We start from the raw sequence: 17,826 nt of genomic DNA, 5'->3' as shown, positions 1-17,826 counted from the left end.
TAAAATGGAAATATTAACGCTATTTTATGCAATTAACTCATAAATTATCATTTAAATATTCTTAGATTTGCAGCCTATTCACTGAATATTTTTTATTAAAAACAGACAAATTATGGGAAAAGGCTTTTTTAATGTACCAATTGCGGTTAATGAACCCGTAAAAGGTTATGCTCCAGGATCTCCTGAGCGTAAAGCAGTTTTGCAAGCTTACAAAGACATGTTTAACAGTAAAATAGATGTGCCTTTATATATAAACGGTAATGATGTTGAAACTGGAAATACCAGAACCATGTCGCCACCACACGATCATCAACATGTTGTTGGCACCTATCATTTAGCAGAACAAGCTCATATTGATGACGCCATTGCAACCGCTTTAGAAGCTAGAAAATCATGGTCTCAGATGCCTTGGGAACAGCGTGCTGGAATATTTTTACGCGCTGCAGAATTAATAGCTGGCCCTTATAGAGCAAAGATTAATGCTGCTACCATGATAGCACAGTCTAAAACTATTCACCAAGCAGAAATTGATTCGGCTTGTGAATTGATAGATTTTTTACGTTTCAACGTGCAATTCATGACAGATATTTATGCTGAACAACCTGAAAGCACAAGTGATGCATGGAACCGAATTGAATACAGACCTTTAGAAGGATTTACATATGCAGTAACACCATTTAACTTTACTGCTATTGCGGGTAATCTTCCTGCTTGTATGGCATTAATGGGTAATGTAGTGGTTTGGAAACCTAGTGATAGCCAAATATATTCTGCTAAGGTTATTATGGATGTATTCAAAGAAGCTGGTGTTCCGGCCGGTGTTATAAATGTTGTTTTTGGAGATCCGGTAATGATTACCAATACCGTTATGGCAAGTCCTGATTTTTCTGGTTTACATTTTACTGGTTCTACATTCATCTTTAAAGAACTTTGGAAACAAATTGGAAACAATATCCATAACTATAAAACTTACCCAAGAATTGTTGGTGAAACGGGAGGAAAAGATTTTATAGTAGCTCATAAATCTGCGAATGCAAAACAAGTGGCAACAGCTATTGTAAGAGGTGCTTTTGAGTTCCAAGGTCAAAAATGTAGTGCCGCTTCTAGAGCATATATTCCTGAAAGTTTATGGAAAGATGTTAAGAGTTATGTGATTGAAGATGTGAACTCTTTTAAAATAGGCTCTCCTGAAGATATGAGTAACTTTATTACTGCAGTAATTCATGAAGGTTCTTTTGATAAATTAGCTAAATATATTGATCAGGCTAAATCTGATACCGATGCAGAAATTCTTGTTGGTGGCGGATATGATAAGAGTAAAGGATACTTTATTGAGCCGACTGTTATTGTAACATCCAATCCTAAATACACTACTATGTGTACTGAATTATTTGGACCTGTTATCACCATTTATGTTTATGAAGATGATACCTATGCTGAAACTTTAAAGCTTGTGGATGAGACTAGCGAATATGCTTTGACAGGTGCTATTCTTTCTACAGACAGATACGCAGCAACTCAAGCTACAGAGGCATTACAAAATGCAGCCGGAAATTTCTATATTAACGATAAACCTACAGGAGCTGTTGTTGGACAACAACCTTTTGGAGGTGCAAGAGCCTCAGGAACTAACGACAAAGCTGGAAGTGCTCAAAACTTATTGCGTTGGGTTTCACCTAGAATGATTAAAGAAACATTTGTTACGCCTTCTGATTATAGGTATCCGTTTTTAGGAGAATAGTACATAATTAAATATATATCAAAAAAGCAATTAGAATTTTCTAATTGCTTTTTATATTTTGAATAAAATTTATTTATCTTTCCAATAAAATTACGGCATATTATTTGTGGTTTTGGTTGACTTATGAAAAAGCTTTTACTCATTTTAATAATTATTTCACCAATTCTTTCTTTTGGTCAAGCCAATAAGTTTTATCGAAAAGCAATAAGAACAGTTGATATAGAAGAAAGAATTAATCTTCTCAATCAAGCTATTGCTTTAGAACCAAACCACCTAGACGCTTACTTTTACAGAGCCCTCGCAAAGAATGAACTCGGAGACTATAGTGGAGCTATTGTTGATTATTCTAAAATAATTATAACTAATCCAGACGCAGACTCCTATTTTAACAGAGGGAATTCAAGATTTAGCCTAAAGAATCTTGAGGGTGCCAAATTTGATTATGCTAAAGCCTATGAACTAGACCCTAATTTCATTGATGCCCTGTTTAGTTTAGCATGTGTTAAATTTGATTTAGAAGATTATAAAGGAGCTATTGAAGATTTTAACAAAGTTTTGAAAATTGCACCAGATTTCTCTAAAGTATATTTACTTAGAGCATCTTGCTACAAAGAACTAAAAGACTACAAAAAAGCTTTAGCAGATTATACTTTAGCCGTTATAATTTCTCCAGATGCCAACACCTACTACAATAGAGGTGTATTTCTAATGGACATAAATTATTATGCCAAGGCTAATCAGGACCTCACCAAATCATTACGCTTAAATAGTAATAATACGTTTGCTCATTTTTACAGAGGAGCTTCTCATTTACTTTTAGGAAAGTATGATAAAGCCATTCAAGATTTCTCGAATGCTTTGGAATTAGATTCTATGGACTTTGATGCCCACTTTGGTCTTGCATTCACTTACTTTAAAATGAAAGATTATAAAAATGCTAAACTTCATTTACAAAAGGCAAAAGGGATTCTTAATCTCGATAATACTTCAAATGGTTCTGAGCAATATGAAAACACGTATTGGCACCAGAGTCAGTACTATTTCTTTGTAAACAACCTTAATGAAATTTCTAAACTATAATAGCCTTTTTTAAAGAGCAATTATCTTACTAATCACACCGTTTTCGGTTGAAACATTGAGAATATAAACCCCTGAACCTACTTTTAATGTAAATGTAGATGGTGTAGCTTCAGTTATAATATATTCCACCTTTAGTCCGTCAAAATTATATAAATTAACATCTTTTATTTGATATTCGTTTGTTTTACTTAAAACCTTCAGTTCTGAAGTATTTGCATAATAGAACGTAGCCAAAACATCATCATTTACATCTTCATCACTTTTTACAACTTGCTCACTTGGTTGAAATACTAATTTAAACCTATTATTGTAAATTCCTGCAGTTAAAGCTATATCAAAAGAGGTTTCATTTATTAAAAATGTCTGGTTTGTTTCAGTATCAAGAATAAACATATCCATACTTGAATCTAGGTTTTCTGTACCATCAACTTTAATGGAAATTAACCCATCTTGACTCAAGTTGATACCAAGATCAAACTCTTTTGACTTATTAAAGCTTGATACACCTTGTATCACAAACTCTTCTTCATTCAATAGCCAGTACATATCATCCTTATTAACATCTGCCATTGGTGCATCATAGCCGAAATTAAAATCATCAGAAGCTTTTTCATCAGCTCCAATTAGTAATTGCCTTTTAAAACCGGTTGCCGATAGAAATTCTAATCTTATTTTGGACCTTTTATCTTTATCAACATTTGAAACAGCAGCTTTTGCCTTACCAGCAGATTTAAAAAACATTGAACCATCATTAATCCCAGTAAACCCTTCACGCACAAAAACACGCTGACTGTTTTTAAACACAATGGTTCCTCCATCTACAGCAGACGTTGTACCGCTAATTCCAGATGGCAGTTCAGTACTAACAAAAAAACCTTGACCTACAGGTATATACTTTTCAGGAATTTTACCCCCACCAACTTCCGGTGATGAGTTATCAATAAGATTATGGGTAGAATAAGCCTCTGTGCCTCCCATTAATGTGTAAGTTGCATAACCTCCAATATAATCTGACATATAATGAGAATCTACATCTCCAAAGTGGTGCCAAAAGTACAAGGCACCGTTAATTACATTTGCTGAGTTTCTTCCGGTTTCTCCATTTATGGTTTCGGTTGTTTTAATATTATCAAGTATAAACTCGTCTGCATCAATTGCTGAGGGGTAAGGGTTTCCTATGAGTCTTTCTACATCACCTGATGATTTGTCTAACTCTAATGTAATATCTCCATTATTAGGCAACCCCTTAAACACATAGTTCTGTTCACTACTTATTGCAATAGATCCCGAAGTCCCTTTCATGGTATACCCCTCTCCTGGAAGAAGTTCAGAATTCTGATTTAAAGAAGCCCATGAACTCATATCATCTGGAGCCCCATAAAATTTATATAACCAATAAGAACTAATTACACGTGGTGTTGATGGCGTATCGGAATCGGCCGCGGTATAACTACTGTTGAACAGAACGCTTTGATATGTTTCAGAATCAGTACCATCCATTAAAACACCTGAAATAGTAAAATTAGAATTCGATCTTGAAACGCCCGTTCCCCTTGTTCCAGTATTTCCGCTTATTGGGCCAACAGATGACGACCAATAATTATAGTTAAAAGCATTGGCTGTACCTTGTTGATCGCGCTCAATATACCCGCCACTATCAGTATCTACAATACTTCCTTCATCTTGTATTAATTGGGACTCTCCAACTAGGTCAATAACCCCATCAATTTCCAAATAATGAGTAACACGAAGACTTTGACCATCATTATCTTCTATAGGAGCAGTTATCACGGGATCCTGAATAGTAAGCTTGCCTCCAGTTTGTGTTAAACCTAAAACGGTTATATCCTTATCGCCAGAAGTGATATCATGCCCTATTTCAACAATATTCCAATCAACATATGTACTACCATCCAAGCTTAGTGAATTTGGAGCTACGACGTCAGTACTATTTGCCCATGTACTAGAACTACCCCATTCTCCACTGGCAGTAGATATATAAGGCACAGGAATACTTTGATCTTCAACTAGAGTTTTGTCTTTATCTAAATACTTTAATCTTAAAAAGTTCCTGTCGTCAGTCATTCCTTCAACAGTCGACCCATAGAATACATTAAAGTCATAATACGCTTTTAGTTTACTCCAAGGAATAATTGCCACCTCATTACAAGATGCATCTTGAGGAAGCATTTTTCCAGATACAAAATCGCCTGTACCCTTTTCTATTTCCTGATTCATTAAATAACGTACTTGAGACTCTGTTAACCCCTGATCCCAAACATAAATCTCGTCTATTTCACCTAGGAATGGATTAATAATATTTCCCTTATCAATATAAACCGCGCCAACCGAAAATCTATTATAATTTGGAGAAGGAGCACTAACATTTTGTTCAGATTTATCCAATACCCCGTCTACATATAAAAATATAGAACCACTATTATACACAAAACTTACCTGATGCCATTTGTTGTCATTTAAAACCATTGAAGAAGTAAATCTTGGTGTAACATCATCATCAACCATTACTTCTATTTGATGGGAACTATTAAGCCTTAACTGAAGTTTAGTTCCTTTTGCCATAATGGTTCTCGTACTAGTTTGAGTATTATCTGCCTTTACCCAGGCTGAAATTGTAAAGTCATTTATATTTAGGTTTAAAGCATACTCACCTACCAAATAATCTCCTGTGGCAATACTTACAGCTTGATCTTCTTCAAGTTTAGCGACTTTTCCAAACGTAAAAAACTTAGTCCCATCAAAATCATACCAGGTTTGAAGATTAGAACCACCATCTGATTTTAGAGGAATTACATCAATAATATCTCCATTGGCAAAATTGGCATTATCAGCTACAATAAGTGCATATTCCTCATCTACATCCAAAGCGAACCCGCTAAAGGTATCAGAAGGTATGGACAAATAAACATTACCCACATCACCATTAGCATCTTCTTTAGATTCAACAATTTTCCATTTTCTGTCTATTCTAGTTATGGATGTTGTTATACCAGAAGCAATAGTTATTGTATTTGTATTGGATCCTGAATAAGAATCATTATTACTCCCCCAAACTAAAAAATCTCCGTCTTCAACAAATTCATTTATATTGGCACTATTAGTACTAAATATACCATTTAAACCTATTGTTACTTCATTAGAAGTATTTATGGTTTTTGATTGTTTCTGATTTAAATCTGAAATAGAATCTCTTCCAATTCCAGCGACATGGTGGTTATAACCAGAATTAGTTGTAAAATCCCAGACAGAAGTTCCAAATGAATTAACATAGTCCTTTTGAGCCTCTGTTGATGCGCCTAGTGTTATTCCGTATTTAATAGCTAAATAAGATTCTATTTTCTGTCTATCAGTATCTGTTACACTTTCTGCAAAAGTGAAAATTTCTGCAACGCGTCCATTTAAACTTCCTTGCACATCATAATTTCTCCCAATCCAATACTCCGTACCATAAACCACGTCTGGATCAGGGGTCGTATTTATCCAACCTACATTAGCAAAAGCTATATCATTAATAGAAGATGTTGTTAATACACTAGAATTATATAAGATATCTTGTCCTGTTGGAGAACTAGAAGCATTATTCCTAATATTAATAATTCCTGCATTTGAGTAGGTAGTACTAATTTCTGCTTCACCATTATAAGAAAAGGATGGCGAAGGAATATCTTGATTGTATGAAAGTGTTTCGTTAGTAAAACGAGATGAATAATCTCCAAAACCAACTCCCGTTTCATCTCCCGTATTACCTGAAGACACACCGGCAAAAATTGTACTTCTTGAAGTTGAACTCGTCATGGTTGAGTTTGGAATCATAACAATAAAGATATCCTGACTATAAAAACCATTAGAGGCATTATACATATATTGCTCTATTGAGCCTCCATCATTCTCAAACTTAACAACAGGATTAAAATTAATATTATCGGTAACTGAATCAGCATAAGTAGGTTCTTTTCCAGAAACCGTTGTAGCATCCTTACCGTTTGAACCTAAATCTAACCAATCTGTTACATTATTCCCAGAAGTTGTAATTCCCCTAGTAGATTTTAACCATAATCTAAAATCTGCCGTAACCCCACCTGGTCCAGGAATATTAAAATTGAACATTTCTGCACTTACATCAAAAGTAAAAGTGGTATTATCTGAATTAGAAACACTTATAGTAGAGGTGTATGTTCCTGAGCCAGCCAATGGCGCTGTAAAAACAACTGGCAAGATTACATAAGAACCAGCATCAACACTGGTAGTAAATGGAGACGGTGTATAATTTGGAAGCAACACATACGATGGTACAACAAATTCAGTTTGTGAACTTGAAACCCCAGTAATATCTAATGGACAACTACCTGTATTAGCAATAATATAATATCGCGTTTCTGAAACCCCTTCTTCAATTACACCAAAATAGGTTCCGTTAACGGAAGATGTTGTAGAACTAGCATGAATAATATCTGCAGAAGGGCTACCTCCTAAAACATTAATCTCGGGGGATCCATTAATAGAAAAGGTAAACAAAAAATCTGGATCACTATTACTAGCAACCGTCACATCTGTAGAAGCACCACAAATACCGCTGATGTTTGTTACAGTAAAATCCATAAATTTTGTACCATTTCTACAATGTGAAGGTTTTATATTCTGAGGAAGACCGCTATGAGCAATAGAAAAGTCTGTATTATTGGTCAATGTAATATCCTGAACTCTTAAATTGGCACAACTACTTGCGGTTGTTGTAATTCTAAAACTAATAGCATTACCAGCAGTTATAGAAACTGTAGAACTTTGTGATACAACAGATCCTCCAATAATATCTATTTGTATATTTTGGGAATTTACACTTAGTACGGTTAATAAAAAAACGACAGTAATGTTCCGTAGGAAAAATTGGAGGGATAGGGCTAGTCTCATTTAAAAATTTATTTAATTATTAAATTTGGGAGAGATTAGCAATTTACAAAAAACACGATGAAATGCATTTTTCATCGATAAAAGTAGTGTAATTTATTGAATCAACAAGTTTTTCTCTTGTTTTTATATAAAAAAAAGTAGGACTAGACCGTTTATCGGGTTTTTAAGATAAAAATTAAATCAGACTAATAATTAACCTTTAAACTTTTGAGGTAAGTGCACTAATTTCTTGGTTTCGAAAAAGTCCTCTGAATAATAATCTGATAAATTATGGATGGTTGCCGTAGTATAACCTTCAAGTTCTTCTTTTAAATCCCCTCCTTTAAGATAAAGAATACCATTCTTTAAATCGTGATTCTGTTTTTTAGCAATTTTCCCTTTTATCCAATGTACAAAAGTAGGCATTGCGGCAACTGCTCTACTTATAATAAAATCATAAGTATCATTAATTTCTTCAACCCTACTATGGGTAGTCTTAACATTAATTAATCCCAATCCATCAACCACTTCATTTACTACTTTTAACTTTTTTGCAATACTATCCACTAAATGGAAAGTACACTCTGGAAACATAATGGCTAGTGGAATTCCAGGAAAACCACCACCTGTACCCACATCCATTATTTTTGTGCCATTTTTAAAAGTAATCAACTTAGATATTGCCAAAGAATGCAGTACGTGACGTAAATAAAGTTCATCAATATCCTTTCTTGATACCACGTTAATCTTTAAATTCCAATCTTGATATAAACCTTCTAACTTTTCAAATTTTGAAATCTGATCTTCAGTTAAATTTGGGAAATATTTTAAGATGAGCTCCATCAGTTCAGTTTATTTTAAAAAATTGTAAGAAACAATTCTGTTAAATTTTCAACAAAAATATGTTTTTTATGTGCATATTTTTACAAAAAAACGTTATTACTTAAGTTGGTTTATACCTATCTTTGCCCGTTGTAAAGTATAAAACCTATTTTACGAACAGAAAAATTAATAGCATAATGAAACAAGCACTATCTTTTTCAAGAGTTGACTCTGCAAAGTTTTTTAAAACATTGAATAAGCGAGTTAACAATTACTTCAAAGAAAATAACATAAAACGTACTGGTAATTGGGAATTATATACCAAAGCCATTGTAATGTTTAGCTTATTAATAGTTCCAGTAGTTTTAATATTAACTCTTAAAGAAGATATCCCTGGTTGGATTCAAGCACTATTTATGGTGATTGTTGGCGTAGGTATGGCAGGTGTAGGCATGAACGTTATGCACGATGCCAACCATGGTTCTTTCTCAAGCAAGAAATGGGTTAACAAATTAATGGGTAGCAGTATTTATATTTTAGCTGGTAACGATTATAACTGGAAAGTACAACATAATGTTTTGCACCATACTTATACAAATATTCAAGGGCATGATGAAGACATTGACGCTGGCAGAATTATAAGGTTTTCTAAACATGCTAAATGGTTCAGATTTCATAAATACCAAAGATTTTACGCATTCTTTTTATATGGTCTTTTAACTGCAAATTGGGCAATTACTACAGATTTTATCCAAACCTATCAGTACCTAAAAAGAAAATTAGCTTATGGGAAATTCCCTAACCCAGCAACACAATGGACAAAACTAGTTATTGGAAAAATAGTATATTATGCTATATGGGTAGTGCTACCACTTTCTTTAGGATTTACTTGGTGGCAGGTTTTATTAGGTTTCTTCATAATGCATTACACGGCAGGAATAATTTTAAGTGTTATTTTCCAATTAGCACACGTTATGCCAAATACTGAAATGCCACTTCCAGATGAAAATGGTAATATGAAAAACACTTGGGCCATTCACCAACTATTCACTACTTCAAACTTTTCACCTAAAAGTTGGTTAGTTGGATTTTATACAGGTGGGTTAAACAGACAAGTTGAGCATCATTTGTTTGCTAATATTAGTCATGTTCACTACAAAAAAATCGCAAAAATAGTTAAGGAAACGGCTCAGGAATTTAGCTTACCATATAACGAGTATAATACTTTTTGGAAAGCTGTAGCTGAACACTACAATCAATTAAAAGCACTAGGGAAAAAACCTAGTTTTGCATAAATCATATAATTTACCCTATAAACAAAAACTAAAATGAGCTTACTATCTGACAGAATTTTAAACATGTCAACGTCTGCAACTTTAGCTATGGCAGCTAAAGCGAGAGAATTAAGAGGAGAAGGAAAAGATATTATTGGTTTAAGTCTGGGAGAACCAGATTTTAACACTCCAGATTTTATTAAGGATGCAGCAATTAAAGCCATTAATGATAATTACAACTCTTATACTCCAGTTGATGGGTATGCTGATTTAAAAGAAGCTATCATTACAAAGTTTAAGCGTGATAACAATTTAACTTATAAACCATCTCAAATTGTAGTATCAACTGGTGCTAAACAAGCATTATTTAATATTGCCGGTGTTATGCTTAATGATGGTGACGAAGTAATTCTACCATGTCCTTATTGGGTAAGCTACGCGGATATTGTAAAATTATTTGGAGGTGTTCCTGTTGAAGTTAAAACTTCTATTGATACAGACTTTAAAATGACTGCTGAACAACTAGAAGCAGCTATTACGCCTAAAACTAAAATGATGTGGTTTAGTTCTCCTTGTAACCCTAGTGGTTCTGTTTACAGTAAAGAAGAATTACAAGCTTTAGTTGATGTATTTGCTAAACATCCAGATATTTATGTAGTTTCTGACGAAATTTATGAACACATTAATTATGGACAAGGACATACAAGTATTGCAGGGTTTGAAGAAATGTACGATAGAACCATTACTGTAAATGGTGTTTCTAAAGCATTTGCAATGACCGGATGGCGTATTGGTTATATTGGAGCTCCTGAAAAAATTGCGCGTGCTTGTAACAAATTACAAGGGCAAGCAACTAGCGGAGCAAACTGTATTGCTCAACGTGCTGTTATTACGGCATGTAATGAGTCTCCAGAACGTGTTCAATTTATGATTAATGAATTTAAAGAGCGTCGTGATTTAATCTTAGGATTATTGAATGACATTGAAGGATTTAAATCTAACGTTCCTGATGGTGCTTTTTATGTATTTCCAGATGTAACTCATTTCTTTGGAAAAACATTACGTGGAAAGAAAATAAACAATGCCACAGATTTTTCATTATACCTTTTAGAAGAGGCATTGGTAGCTACAGTTACTGGTGAAGCATTTGGAAACCCAGATTGTATAAGAATATCTTATGCAGCTTCTCAAGAGCAAATTATTGAAGCTATTAAAAGAATTAAAGAAGCTGTGAGCTAAATTATAATTTTTTATATATAATTAAAAAAGCCACTTTTTAAAGGTGGCTTTATTAATTTATGAAGTATAGGAAGGTTGAAAACAGTATTATAAAAATAATTAAAAAGGTGAGCCATTGCCGTATTCTAGTTTTCCTGTTTTCCTTCTGAATTTTGTTTCTAATTACATTTAATTCCTTTTTTGAAGCCTTTGGAAAATCTATAAGTTCATCTTTAGACCAGGCATAACCACCAACAGTTTTTCTAAATCGTCTTGATTTATCGAGCATAATATTCCTATTACTCTTTAACGTACTTAACATGGATTCTGCTAATGGCATAATTTTAAAATTAATTTATTAAATATAGAAATCATGAGAGGAGCACTACAAATAGGATAAGAAACAAAACTATTTGCTTTAATTTAGACATTCTATTTTGTTACTGAATTCTCTGTCTAATTTTTTCTAATTGGGCTTCTGTGGCTACTGGAAAATCTTTTAATTCAAGATTGGAATAACTTCCACCTAAATGAGATCTTTCCTTTCTCTTAGACAACATACCCCTATTATTTTTTAAGGATACATTCGCATTCATCATGGAGCCTTCTCCCCCCATAGTTTTGATTTTTTATCTGATTAAATAAACAAAAGTTGAAACTAAAATTGTCATAAATACAATTAAAACAACAATTTGTTTTCTCCTAATTCTTTTGTTCTCTAAAAGTACCTTATCCCTAATAGCATTTAATTGATAAGAAGTTCCTTTGGTGTTTTAAATTCTGGCTTTGTTTCATCCTTTCCTGAAAGCCTATTCTTTAACCTATCTCTTTTAGATAATAAACTTCTATTATACTTAAAAGATGCTATTGCATATTGTATTGACCCTAGCCCCATACTTTTCTAAATTAGAATAAATTACCTAAAAAGAACCTTTACAATATAGGTAGCAAATAAGATGGAAATGTTACACCATTACCGCATGTAACAAGCACCTGCGTTAGGGATTGCAATGGCATCCTTTTTTGAGATTCGAGAAAAAGATATAATGGAAAGCCCGCCCTGTTTTACTGAACAGGGAACGCCAAAAAGCAAGCCTGCTATTAAGAGAAAATGACTATAAGCATAGTAGTAAAAGCACATACTTTTAAGGCAGTAGCTATACCAGAAGTGAATTGGTATCGGTGACTTTTAATACGCTGCTTAATACCGAAAATTGAGCGTGAATTTTTATTGTAAAAATTGCTCTTTACAAGTCTTTTATAAGATGAATTTAAAATTCCTTCTGGTTCAAAATCTTGTTCTGTTAGTACTGTTTGCATGATTAATTATTTTATTAGTTTATACAAATAAGACGTATAACAAATAATTTTGTTACACTAACTACTTAAAAGTCAAACAAAAGAGTCCTGAAATCACCTATTACGCCAGAAGAATGGTGTAAATAAAATAAGCACCGTAAAGAGTTCTAAACGCCCTATAAGCATTAAAAATGATGCCCACCATTTTGCTAATGGTGGCAATGGAGCGTAATTATTTACTGGTCCAAAATCACCTAATGCGGGTCCAACATTTCCTAAAGTTGAAGCTGATAAACCTATGGCGGATTTAAAATCTATATCGAACATAGAAAACACCAAACTACCTATTATAAACGATAGCATATACAGAATAAAAAACGCCAATACATTGAACACAATAAATCTGTTTATAGCTTTTTTATTGTATCTAACTGGTACAATAGCATTTGGGTGTAGCGTTCGCTTAAATTCTAAAAATCCGTTTTTAATAAGGATTAAATGACGTACGACTTTCACTCCACCTGAAGTACTTCCGGCAGAACCACCTAAAAACATAAGACCAAAAAAGAACACCATTAAAAAAGGTGTCCACATAGTATAATCTGCTGTCACAAAACCAGTAGTTGTAATAATGGCCAGTACTTGAAATAATGAATGCCTAAACGCACTTTCACCTTCGCCTAAAACCATTGGATGATCTACAGATGATGCACTAACATCAGCTCCAAAATAAATTACAAGTGCCCCAATCACGGTAAAAACAGCGATAAATTTAAAATAGAGCTTAAACTCCTCATCTTGAATAATCTTTTGAACCCTGCCTTTAAAAGCAAAATAACTCAACACAAAATTGGTTCCTGCTAAAAACATAAACAGCATAATTATGTACTGAATTACAGGTTGTCCATTCCAATGGGCTACGCTTGCATTTTTGGTTGAAAAACCACCTGTTGAAAGTGTACATAAAGCATGATTAATTGCATCAAAAAACGACATACCCGCTACTTGTAAAAGTATAGTTTCTGCAGCCGTATACCCGAAATATATTAGCCACAAACGCTTAGCGGTATCCGTTATTCTTGGGTGTAACTTATCTCCACTTGGCCCAGGAGCTTCTGCCGCAAAAAGCTGCATACCACCAATACCCAATAAGGGCAAAATGGCTATGGCTAAAACAATGATTCCCATACCACCAATCCAATGCGTTAAACTACGCCAGAATAGAATGCCTTTTGGCATTGCTTCAATATCATTTAAAATAGAGGCTCCTGTTGTAGTGTAACCAGACATGGTCTCAAAAAAGGCATTGGAAAACTCTGGTATACTTTGGGTTAAAATATATGGTAATGTTCCTGAGAGTGACATAATAATCCATCCAAAAGTTACCACTACATAACCCTCGCGCTTATTAATTTCCTTTTTATGGTTTCTGGTAAAAACCATTCCTATAAGCCCAATTATCAAAGTAATTATTCCTGCATAAAAAATCTGTGATGTAACACCATCTTCATAAAGAAAACTTACTAATGAAGACAATAGCATAAAACCACCATTAAATAATAGTAGTAATCCTAAAAAGTGAAAAATAATTTTGTAGTTAAGTTTCATTTACCAGAACTAAAGGAATAATTTTTCAACGCGTTTAATAGATTTTAATAAGCAACATACTACTACTCTATCTCCTGTTTGAATTTTAAAATCTCCAAGTGCTATCATTCCAACACCATTTCTAATAACACCACCAATAATAGCGGTTCTTGGAAAATCAATTGATTTTATAAGCTTATTACAAACAGCCGATGTTTCCTTTACTTCAAACTCCAGTAATTCTGCATTAAGGTTACTTAACTTGGTCATAGCAACCACTTCTCCTCTACGTATGTATCTAAAAATGTCATTCGCAGCTAGTAATTTTTTATTTATTAATGTTTCAATTCCAATGGAATGAGACAAATCGAAATAATCCATATTTTCAACTAAAGCAATGGTCTTTTTAACCTCTTTAGATTTGGCTACTAAACAAGACATAATATTGGTTTCAGAGTTTGGACCCACCGCAATAAAGGCATCCATATCAGCAATATTTTCTTCATCAAGCATATCTACATTCCTTCCATCACTATTAATGACTAAAACTTTGGTAAGTTCTTCTGCTATTTCAAAAGCCCTATCTCTATTACCTTCAAAAAGCTTAACATTTAGTCCCTTTTCGCTTAAATCGCGTGCAGTTTTATAAGCAATCTTAGTACCACCAAGAATCATAACATTTTTGATTTCTTGGTTTATTTTTCCTGTGAGTCTACAAAGTTCATCAGCGCCACCTTCAGATGTAATAAACACCACATTATCGCCTCTTTTAAACCTAGTATCTCCTCTTGGAATTATAGTGTATTGCGTACCAAAACGTTGAATAGCAATTGGCACAAAATGTATTTCAGGGAAAATTTCCGCAGCTTCCTTAACCGTTTTACCAACAAACGAAGCTGTTTTTGAAAGTGTTAAACCAGCCATGGTTAAGGCTCCATCTTCAAACTCATAATTTTCATTAAAAGAAGATTGTTTTAAAGACAATTCAATTTCCGCCGCGGCCAAGGCCTCAGGAGAAATTAGTTCGTCAATTCCCAATTCTGTAAAACCAATTTCATCTTTATGGCGAATAAACTCGGTATTAGTAATTCTTGCAATGGTTTTTTTTGCTCCAAGCCGTTTAGCCAAAACAGAAACCGTAATATTAGTAGGCTCACTAGATGTTACCGCAATAAATAAATCGGCGTTATTTATTCGAGCCTCCTTTAAAACAGAAATAGAGGTAGCGTCACCCCTAACAACTCTAATATCTAACTGAGAATCTGCGTATGCTAAACTTTTTTTATTGGGGTCTATTAAGGTAATTTCTTGAGATTCGTAAGACAATAATTTTGCCAAATGAAATCCAACTTCACCGGCTCCAGCAATAATAATTTTCATTTCTGATTAATCATAAAAAGTAGAGCAAATATACTATAAATTACATATTGGCACATTAAATTACCTTAATATAATATTTGACTAGGTATTCCTTTTTGATTTTTCAAAGTCGGAATAAATTGTGTAGGTTTGCCAAAAAATATTAGTTTGTCAAAAATAAAACCCTACAAAGACAGCGATTTAGGTAAGAAGGAACAGGTTACCAAAATGTTTGATAATATTTCTGGTGATTATGATGGTTTAAACCGTGTCATTTCTTTTGGAATTGATGTAAAATGGCGAAAAAAAGTGGTTAAGTTAGTTAAAGACACTTCTCCAGATTCGATTTTAGACATCGCAACAGGAACTGGTGATCTAGCCATAAATCTTGCCGAAACTAATGCCTCTAGAATTGTTGGCCTAGATATAAGTAGTGGTATGTTAGAGGTTGGTAAAGAAAAAATTAAAAAGAAAGGTTTAGAATCTAAAATTGAAATGGTTTTAGGAGATAGTGAAAACATGCCTTTTGACAATAATACATTTGATGCTATTACAGTAGCCTTTGGAGTAAGAAACTTTGAAAATCTTGAAAATGGTTTAAAAGAAATACACCGTGTACTTAAACCTAATGGCACTTTTGTTATTTTAGAAACATCTGTTCCTACAAAAACTCCTTATAAGCAGGGGTATAATTTTTACAGTAAAAACATCCTTCCATTAATTGGTAAAATCTTTTCTAAAGATAGAGTCGCCTATAAATATTTAAGTGAATCTGCTTCTGTTTTTCCTTATGGGGAAACTTTGAACAATATTTTACGTAAAATTGGGTTTATTAATGTTGAAGATTTCCCACAGACTTTAGGTGTGGCAACAATTTATAAATCATCGAAATAAGAAAATGAAGTACTTTCTTGCCTTAATATCATTTTTATTTATTTTTCAATCTACTGAAGCGCAGTTGTTTAAAAAAGAAAAAGTAACATATGATGCTAATCAAGGTAGAGGTTCTACAGACAATGATTTATTACGTTGGGGCTATTATTTAGGTTTTAGTCATTACGATTATAATTTTGACTACGAGTTTAGCAATAACATTGATTTAAGAGATATTTATGTTAAAAGAAACCCTGGATTTAATGTTGGTTTAATAGGAAACCTTAGAATTAACAGCTTTTTAGATTTACGCCTGGAACCTGGTTTATTTATAACCTCAAGAGAAGTTCATTATAGTGGATTATATTTTCAAGGAACTTCATTTAATGATTCCGATTTAGTTAGAGAAGTTAAATCTACATATATTCATGTACCTTTATTGTTAAAGGTTTCAACAAAACGAATTAATAATTTTAAACCTTTTATTGTTGGTGGTTTTTCTACTGCTTTAAACCTATCAAGTAATGAGAAAAACCCAAACGATAATAGTAATGGCCAATTTAGGACTACTAAAAATAATGTTTTTTATGAATTAGGTTTTGGAATTGACTTTTACCTATACAATTTTAAATTCACTCCCTCTGTGAGAGGTGTGTTTGGGCTAAATGATGAGCTAGTTAGAGATAAAGATCCTAATAGCCCTTGGACCAGCAATATTCATAGCATGAAAACACGAGGTGTTTTTGTAAACTTTACATTTCAATAACATTTGGTGTCAACAGTAAAATTGCTTTTAGTTTATATTTTCAGAAGTTAAGAATACAAATAAACAAGCATCACCTTCTCTTAAATTCACTAAGTAAAACAGCGGTAGCGGTAGCAACATTTAAACTTTCAGTAGCACGAATATTACCAAATCTAGGTATAGAAACCCTTTCATTTATTACGGATTCAATCTCCTGGGAAATACCATTCGCCTCATTTCCCATAACTAAAACTCCTTTTTCTAGTAAATTGGTTTGGTAAACATTTTTACCATCCATAAATGCTCCATAATTAGTGGTCTGGTTATCCTTCAAAAAACTAGCTAAATCTATATAACTAATATTAACTCTAGTAATTGAGCCCATGGTTGCTTGAATTACTTTAGGGTTAAAACAGTCTACAGTTTCTTTACTACAAATCAAATCTCTAATTCCAAACCAATCACATAACCTTATAATAGTTCCTAAATTTCCAGGATCTCTAACATCATCTAGGGCCACAATCAATTTACTTTTATCTATTTGTTTTACTTCAGGAATTTTAAAAACAGCCAATGCTTTGTTAGGTGATTTCAAAAAACTTATACGCTTCAAATCGGCTTCCGAAATTAAAATTTCATCTTTGGCATCAATATTGAATGTTTCCGTCGTATATAGTTTATGAAGTACTAAGTTAGATTGAAGTAGCTCTTTTATGGTTTTGACACCTTCAACAACAAAGAGTTCATGTTGCAACCTATATTTTTTTTGCTTTAAACTCGTTATTAATTTTATCTGACTTTTGGATAGCATGTAACCTATGGTAGTTTCATTTTATTTTATAAAGAAAATAAAAAATCTGGTTATGGTTACCCAAGATTAAAATTATTTAAATAAACAGATGAAATAGTGTATTTTTGAG

The 17,826-nt window shown here is 33.1% G+C and carries 15 protein-coding genes; 6 read left to right on the top strand and 9 right to left on the bottom strand.

Going from position 1 to position 17,826, the window contains the following annotated elements; genetic code table 11:
• Positions 1–112 precede the first annotated feature (112 nt).
• A complete protein-coding gene (gene pruA, locus FUA22_RS02060; RefSeq protein ID WP_147766092.1) occupies positions 113–1,741 on the top strand; it encodes an L-glutamate gamma-semialdehyde dehydrogenase in 1,629 nt (542 codons plus the stop codon).
• Between the two features lie 123 nt (positions 1,742–1,864).
• Entirely contained in the window at positions 1,865–2,821 is a 957-nt protein-coding gene (locus tag FUA22_RS02055; protein ID WP_147766090.1) for a tetratricopeptide repeat protein, read from the top strand.
• A 9-nt stretch (positions 2,822–2,830) separates the two neighbouring features.
• Here the strand turns inward: FUA22_RS02055 and FUA22_RS02050 are convergent, their stop codons facing one another.
• Together FUA22_RS02050 and rsmG are read right to left on the bottom strand one after the other, a co-directional pair.
• A complete protein-coding gene (locus FUA22_RS02050) occupies positions 2,831–7,750 on the bottom strand; it encodes a LamG-like jellyroll fold domain-containing protein (RefSeq protein WP_147766088.1) in 4,920 nt (1,639 codons plus the stop codon).
• 192 nt (positions 7,751–7,942) lie between these two features.
• A complete protein-coding gene (gene rsmG / locus FUA22_RS02045) occupies positions 7,943–8,572 on the bottom strand; it encodes a 16S rRNA (guanine(527)-N(7))-methyltransferase RsmG (RefSeq protein WP_147766086.1) in 630 nt (209 codons plus the stop codon).
• A gap of 176 nt (positions 8,573–8,748) precedes the next feature.
• Between rsmG and FUA22_RS02040 the strand changes: the two genes are divergently transcribed.
• On the top strand, positions 8,749–9,846 hold the full coding sequence (locus tag FUA22_RS02040) for a fatty acid desaturase family protein (RefSeq protein ID WP_147766084.1): 1,098 nt from the start codon (positions 8,749–8,751) through the stop codon (positions 9,844–9,846).
• 33 nt (positions 9,847–9,879) lie between these two features.
• A complete protein-coding gene (locus FUA22_RS02035) occupies positions 9,880–11,064 on the top strand; it encodes a pyridoxal phosphate-dependent aminotransferase (RefSeq protein ID WP_147766082.1) in 1,185 nt (394 codons plus the stop codon).
• Positions 11,065–11,116: 52 nt separating this feature from the next.
• Here the strand turns inward: FUA22_RS02035 and FUA22_RS02030 are convergent, their stop codons facing one another.
• From FUA22_RS02030 to trkA, 6 genes are all read right to left on the bottom strand, one after another.
• Positions 11,117–11,383: a hypothetical protein gene (locus tag FUA22_RS02030; protein ID WP_147766080.1), complete on the bottom strand. Its 267-nt coding sequence runs from the start codon at positions 11,381–11,383 to the stop codon at positions 11,117–11,119.
• Between the two features lie 100 nt (positions 11,384–11,483).
• Positions 11,484–11,660, bottom strand: a complete 177-nt coding sequence (locus FUA22_RS18385) for a hypothetical protein (protein WP_170309824.1) — start codon at positions 11,658–11,660, stop codon at positions 11,484–11,486.
• A 128-nt stretch (positions 11,661–11,788) separates the two neighbouring features.
• Positions 11,789–11,938, bottom strand: coding sequence for a hypothetical protein (locus FUA22_RS18380; RefSeq protein ID WP_170309823.1), 150 nt, complete (start codon positions 11,936–11,938; stop codon positions 11,789–11,791).
• Between the two features lie 206 nt (positions 11,939–12,144).
• The gene (locus tag FUA22_RS02025; RefSeq protein ID WP_147766078.1) at positions 12,145–12,363 is read right to left on the bottom strand and encodes a hypothetical protein; all 219 of its coding nucleotides are present in this window, start codon (positions 12,361–12,363) and stop codon (positions 12,145–12,147) included.
• Between the two features lie 93 nt (positions 12,364–12,456).
• Positions 12,457–13,950 (bottom strand): TrkH family potassium uptake protein, encoded by a 1,494-nt coding sequence (locus tag FUA22_RS02020; RefSeq protein WP_147766076.1) that lies wholly within the window; start codon positions 13,948–13,950, stop codon positions 12,457–12,459.
• Between the two features lie 9 nt (positions 13,951–13,959).
• Positions 13,960–15,309 (bottom strand): Trk system potassium transporter TrkA, encoded by a 1,350-nt coding sequence (gene trkA, locus FUA22_RS02015; RefSeq protein WP_147766074.1) that lies wholly within the window; start codon positions 15,307–15,309, stop codon positions 13,960–13,962.
• Between the two features lie 147 nt (positions 15,310–15,456).
• Here trkA and ubiE point away from each other — a divergent pair, with 147 nt between their 5' ends.
• Together ubiE and porT are read left to right on the top strand one after the other, a co-directional pair.
• A complete protein-coding gene (gene ubiE, locus FUA22_RS02010) occupies positions 15,457–16,182 on the top strand; it encodes a bifunctional demethylmenaquinone methyltransferase/2-methoxy-6-polyprenyl-1,4-benzoquinol methylase UbiE (RefSeq protein WP_147766072.1) in 726 nt (241 codons plus the stop codon).
• Positions 16,183–16,186: 4 nt separating this feature from the next.
• Positions 16,187–16,927: a type IX secretion/gliding motility protein PorT/SprT gene (porT, locus tag FUA22_RS02005; protein ID WP_147766070.1), complete on the top strand. Its 741-nt coding sequence runs from the start codon at positions 16,187–16,189 to the stop codon at positions 16,925–16,927.
• 70 nt (positions 16,928–16,997) lie between these two features.
• Here porT and FUA22_RS02000 read toward each other — a convergent pair whose 3' ends face one another.
• Positions 16,998–17,717 carry a TrmH family RNA methyltransferase gene (locus FUA22_RS02000; protein WP_147766068.1) on the bottom strand — a complete coding sequence of 240 codons (720 nt, stop codon included), beginning with the start codon at positions 17,715–17,717 and terminating at the stop codon, positions 16,998–17,000.
• Positions 17,718–17,826: the final 109 nt, after the last annotated feature.

The sequence above is a fragment of the Seonamhaeicola maritimus genome, assembly GCF_008056315.1.
In the GTDB taxonomy this organism is placed as follows: Bacteria; Bacteroidota; Bacteroidia; order Flavobacteriales; family Flavobacteriaceae; genus Seonamhaeicola; species Seonamhaeicola maritimus.
This window is presented reverse-complemented; position numbering and strand designations above follow the sequence as displayed.

Excerpts from the sequence above, each read along its gene's own strand:
- FUA22_RS02055 (WP_147766090.1), top strand. The coding sequence starts at position 1,865 with ATGAAAAAGCTTTTACTCATTTTAATAATTATTTCACCAATTCTTTCT.
- FUA22_RS02050 (WP_147766088.1), bottom strand. The coding sequence starts at position 7,750 with ATGAGACTAGCCCTATCCCTCCAATTTTTCCTACGGAACATTACTGTC.
- FUA22_RS02020 (WP_147766076.1), bottom strand. The coding sequence starts at position 13,950 with ATGAAACTTAACTACAAAATTATTTTTCACTTTTTAGGATTACTACTA.
- porT (WP_147766070.1), top strand. The coding sequence starts at position 16,187 with ATGAAGTACTTTCTTGCCTTAATATCATTTTTATTTATTTTTCAATCT.
- FUA22_RS18385 (WP_170309824.1), bottom strand. The coding sequence starts at position 11,660 with ATGGGGGGAGAAGGCTCCATGATGAATGCGAATGTATCCTTAAAAAAT.
- FUA22_RS02030 (WP_147766080.1), bottom strand. The coding sequence starts at position 11,383 with ATGCCATTAGCAGAATCCATGTTAAGTACGTTAAAGAGTAATAGGAAT.
- FUA22_RS02035 (WP_147766082.1), top strand. The coding sequence starts at position 9,880 with ATGAGCTTACTATCTGACAGAATTTTAAACATGTCAACGTCTGCAACT.
- FUA22_RS02000 (WP_147766068.1), bottom strand. The coding sequence starts at position 17,717 with ATGCTATCCAAAAGTCAGATAAAATTAATAACGAGTTTAAAGCAAAAA.
- FUA22_RS02025 (WP_147766078.1), bottom strand. The coding sequence starts at position 12,363 with ATGCAAACAGTACTAACAGAACAAGATTTTGAACCAGAAGGAATTTTA.
- FUA22_RS18380 (WP_170309823.1), bottom strand. The coding sequence starts at position 11,938 with ATGGGGCTAGGGTCAATACAATATGCAATAGCATCTTTTAAGTATAAT.
- rsmG (WP_147766086.1), bottom strand. The coding sequence starts at position 8,572 with ATGGAGCTCATCTTAAAATATTTCCCAAATTTAACTGAAGATCAGATT.
- pruA (WP_147766092.1), top strand. The coding sequence starts at position 113 with ATGGGAAAAGGCTTTTTTAATGTACCAATTGCGGTTAATGAACCCGTA.
- trkA (WP_147766074.1), bottom strand. The coding sequence starts at position 15,309 with ATGAAAATTATTATTGCTGGAGCCGGTGAAGTTGGATTTCATTTGGCA.
- FUA22_RS02040 (WP_147766084.1), top strand. The coding sequence starts at position 8,749 with ATGAAACAAGCACTATCTTTTTCAAGAGTTGACTCTGCAAAGTTTTTT.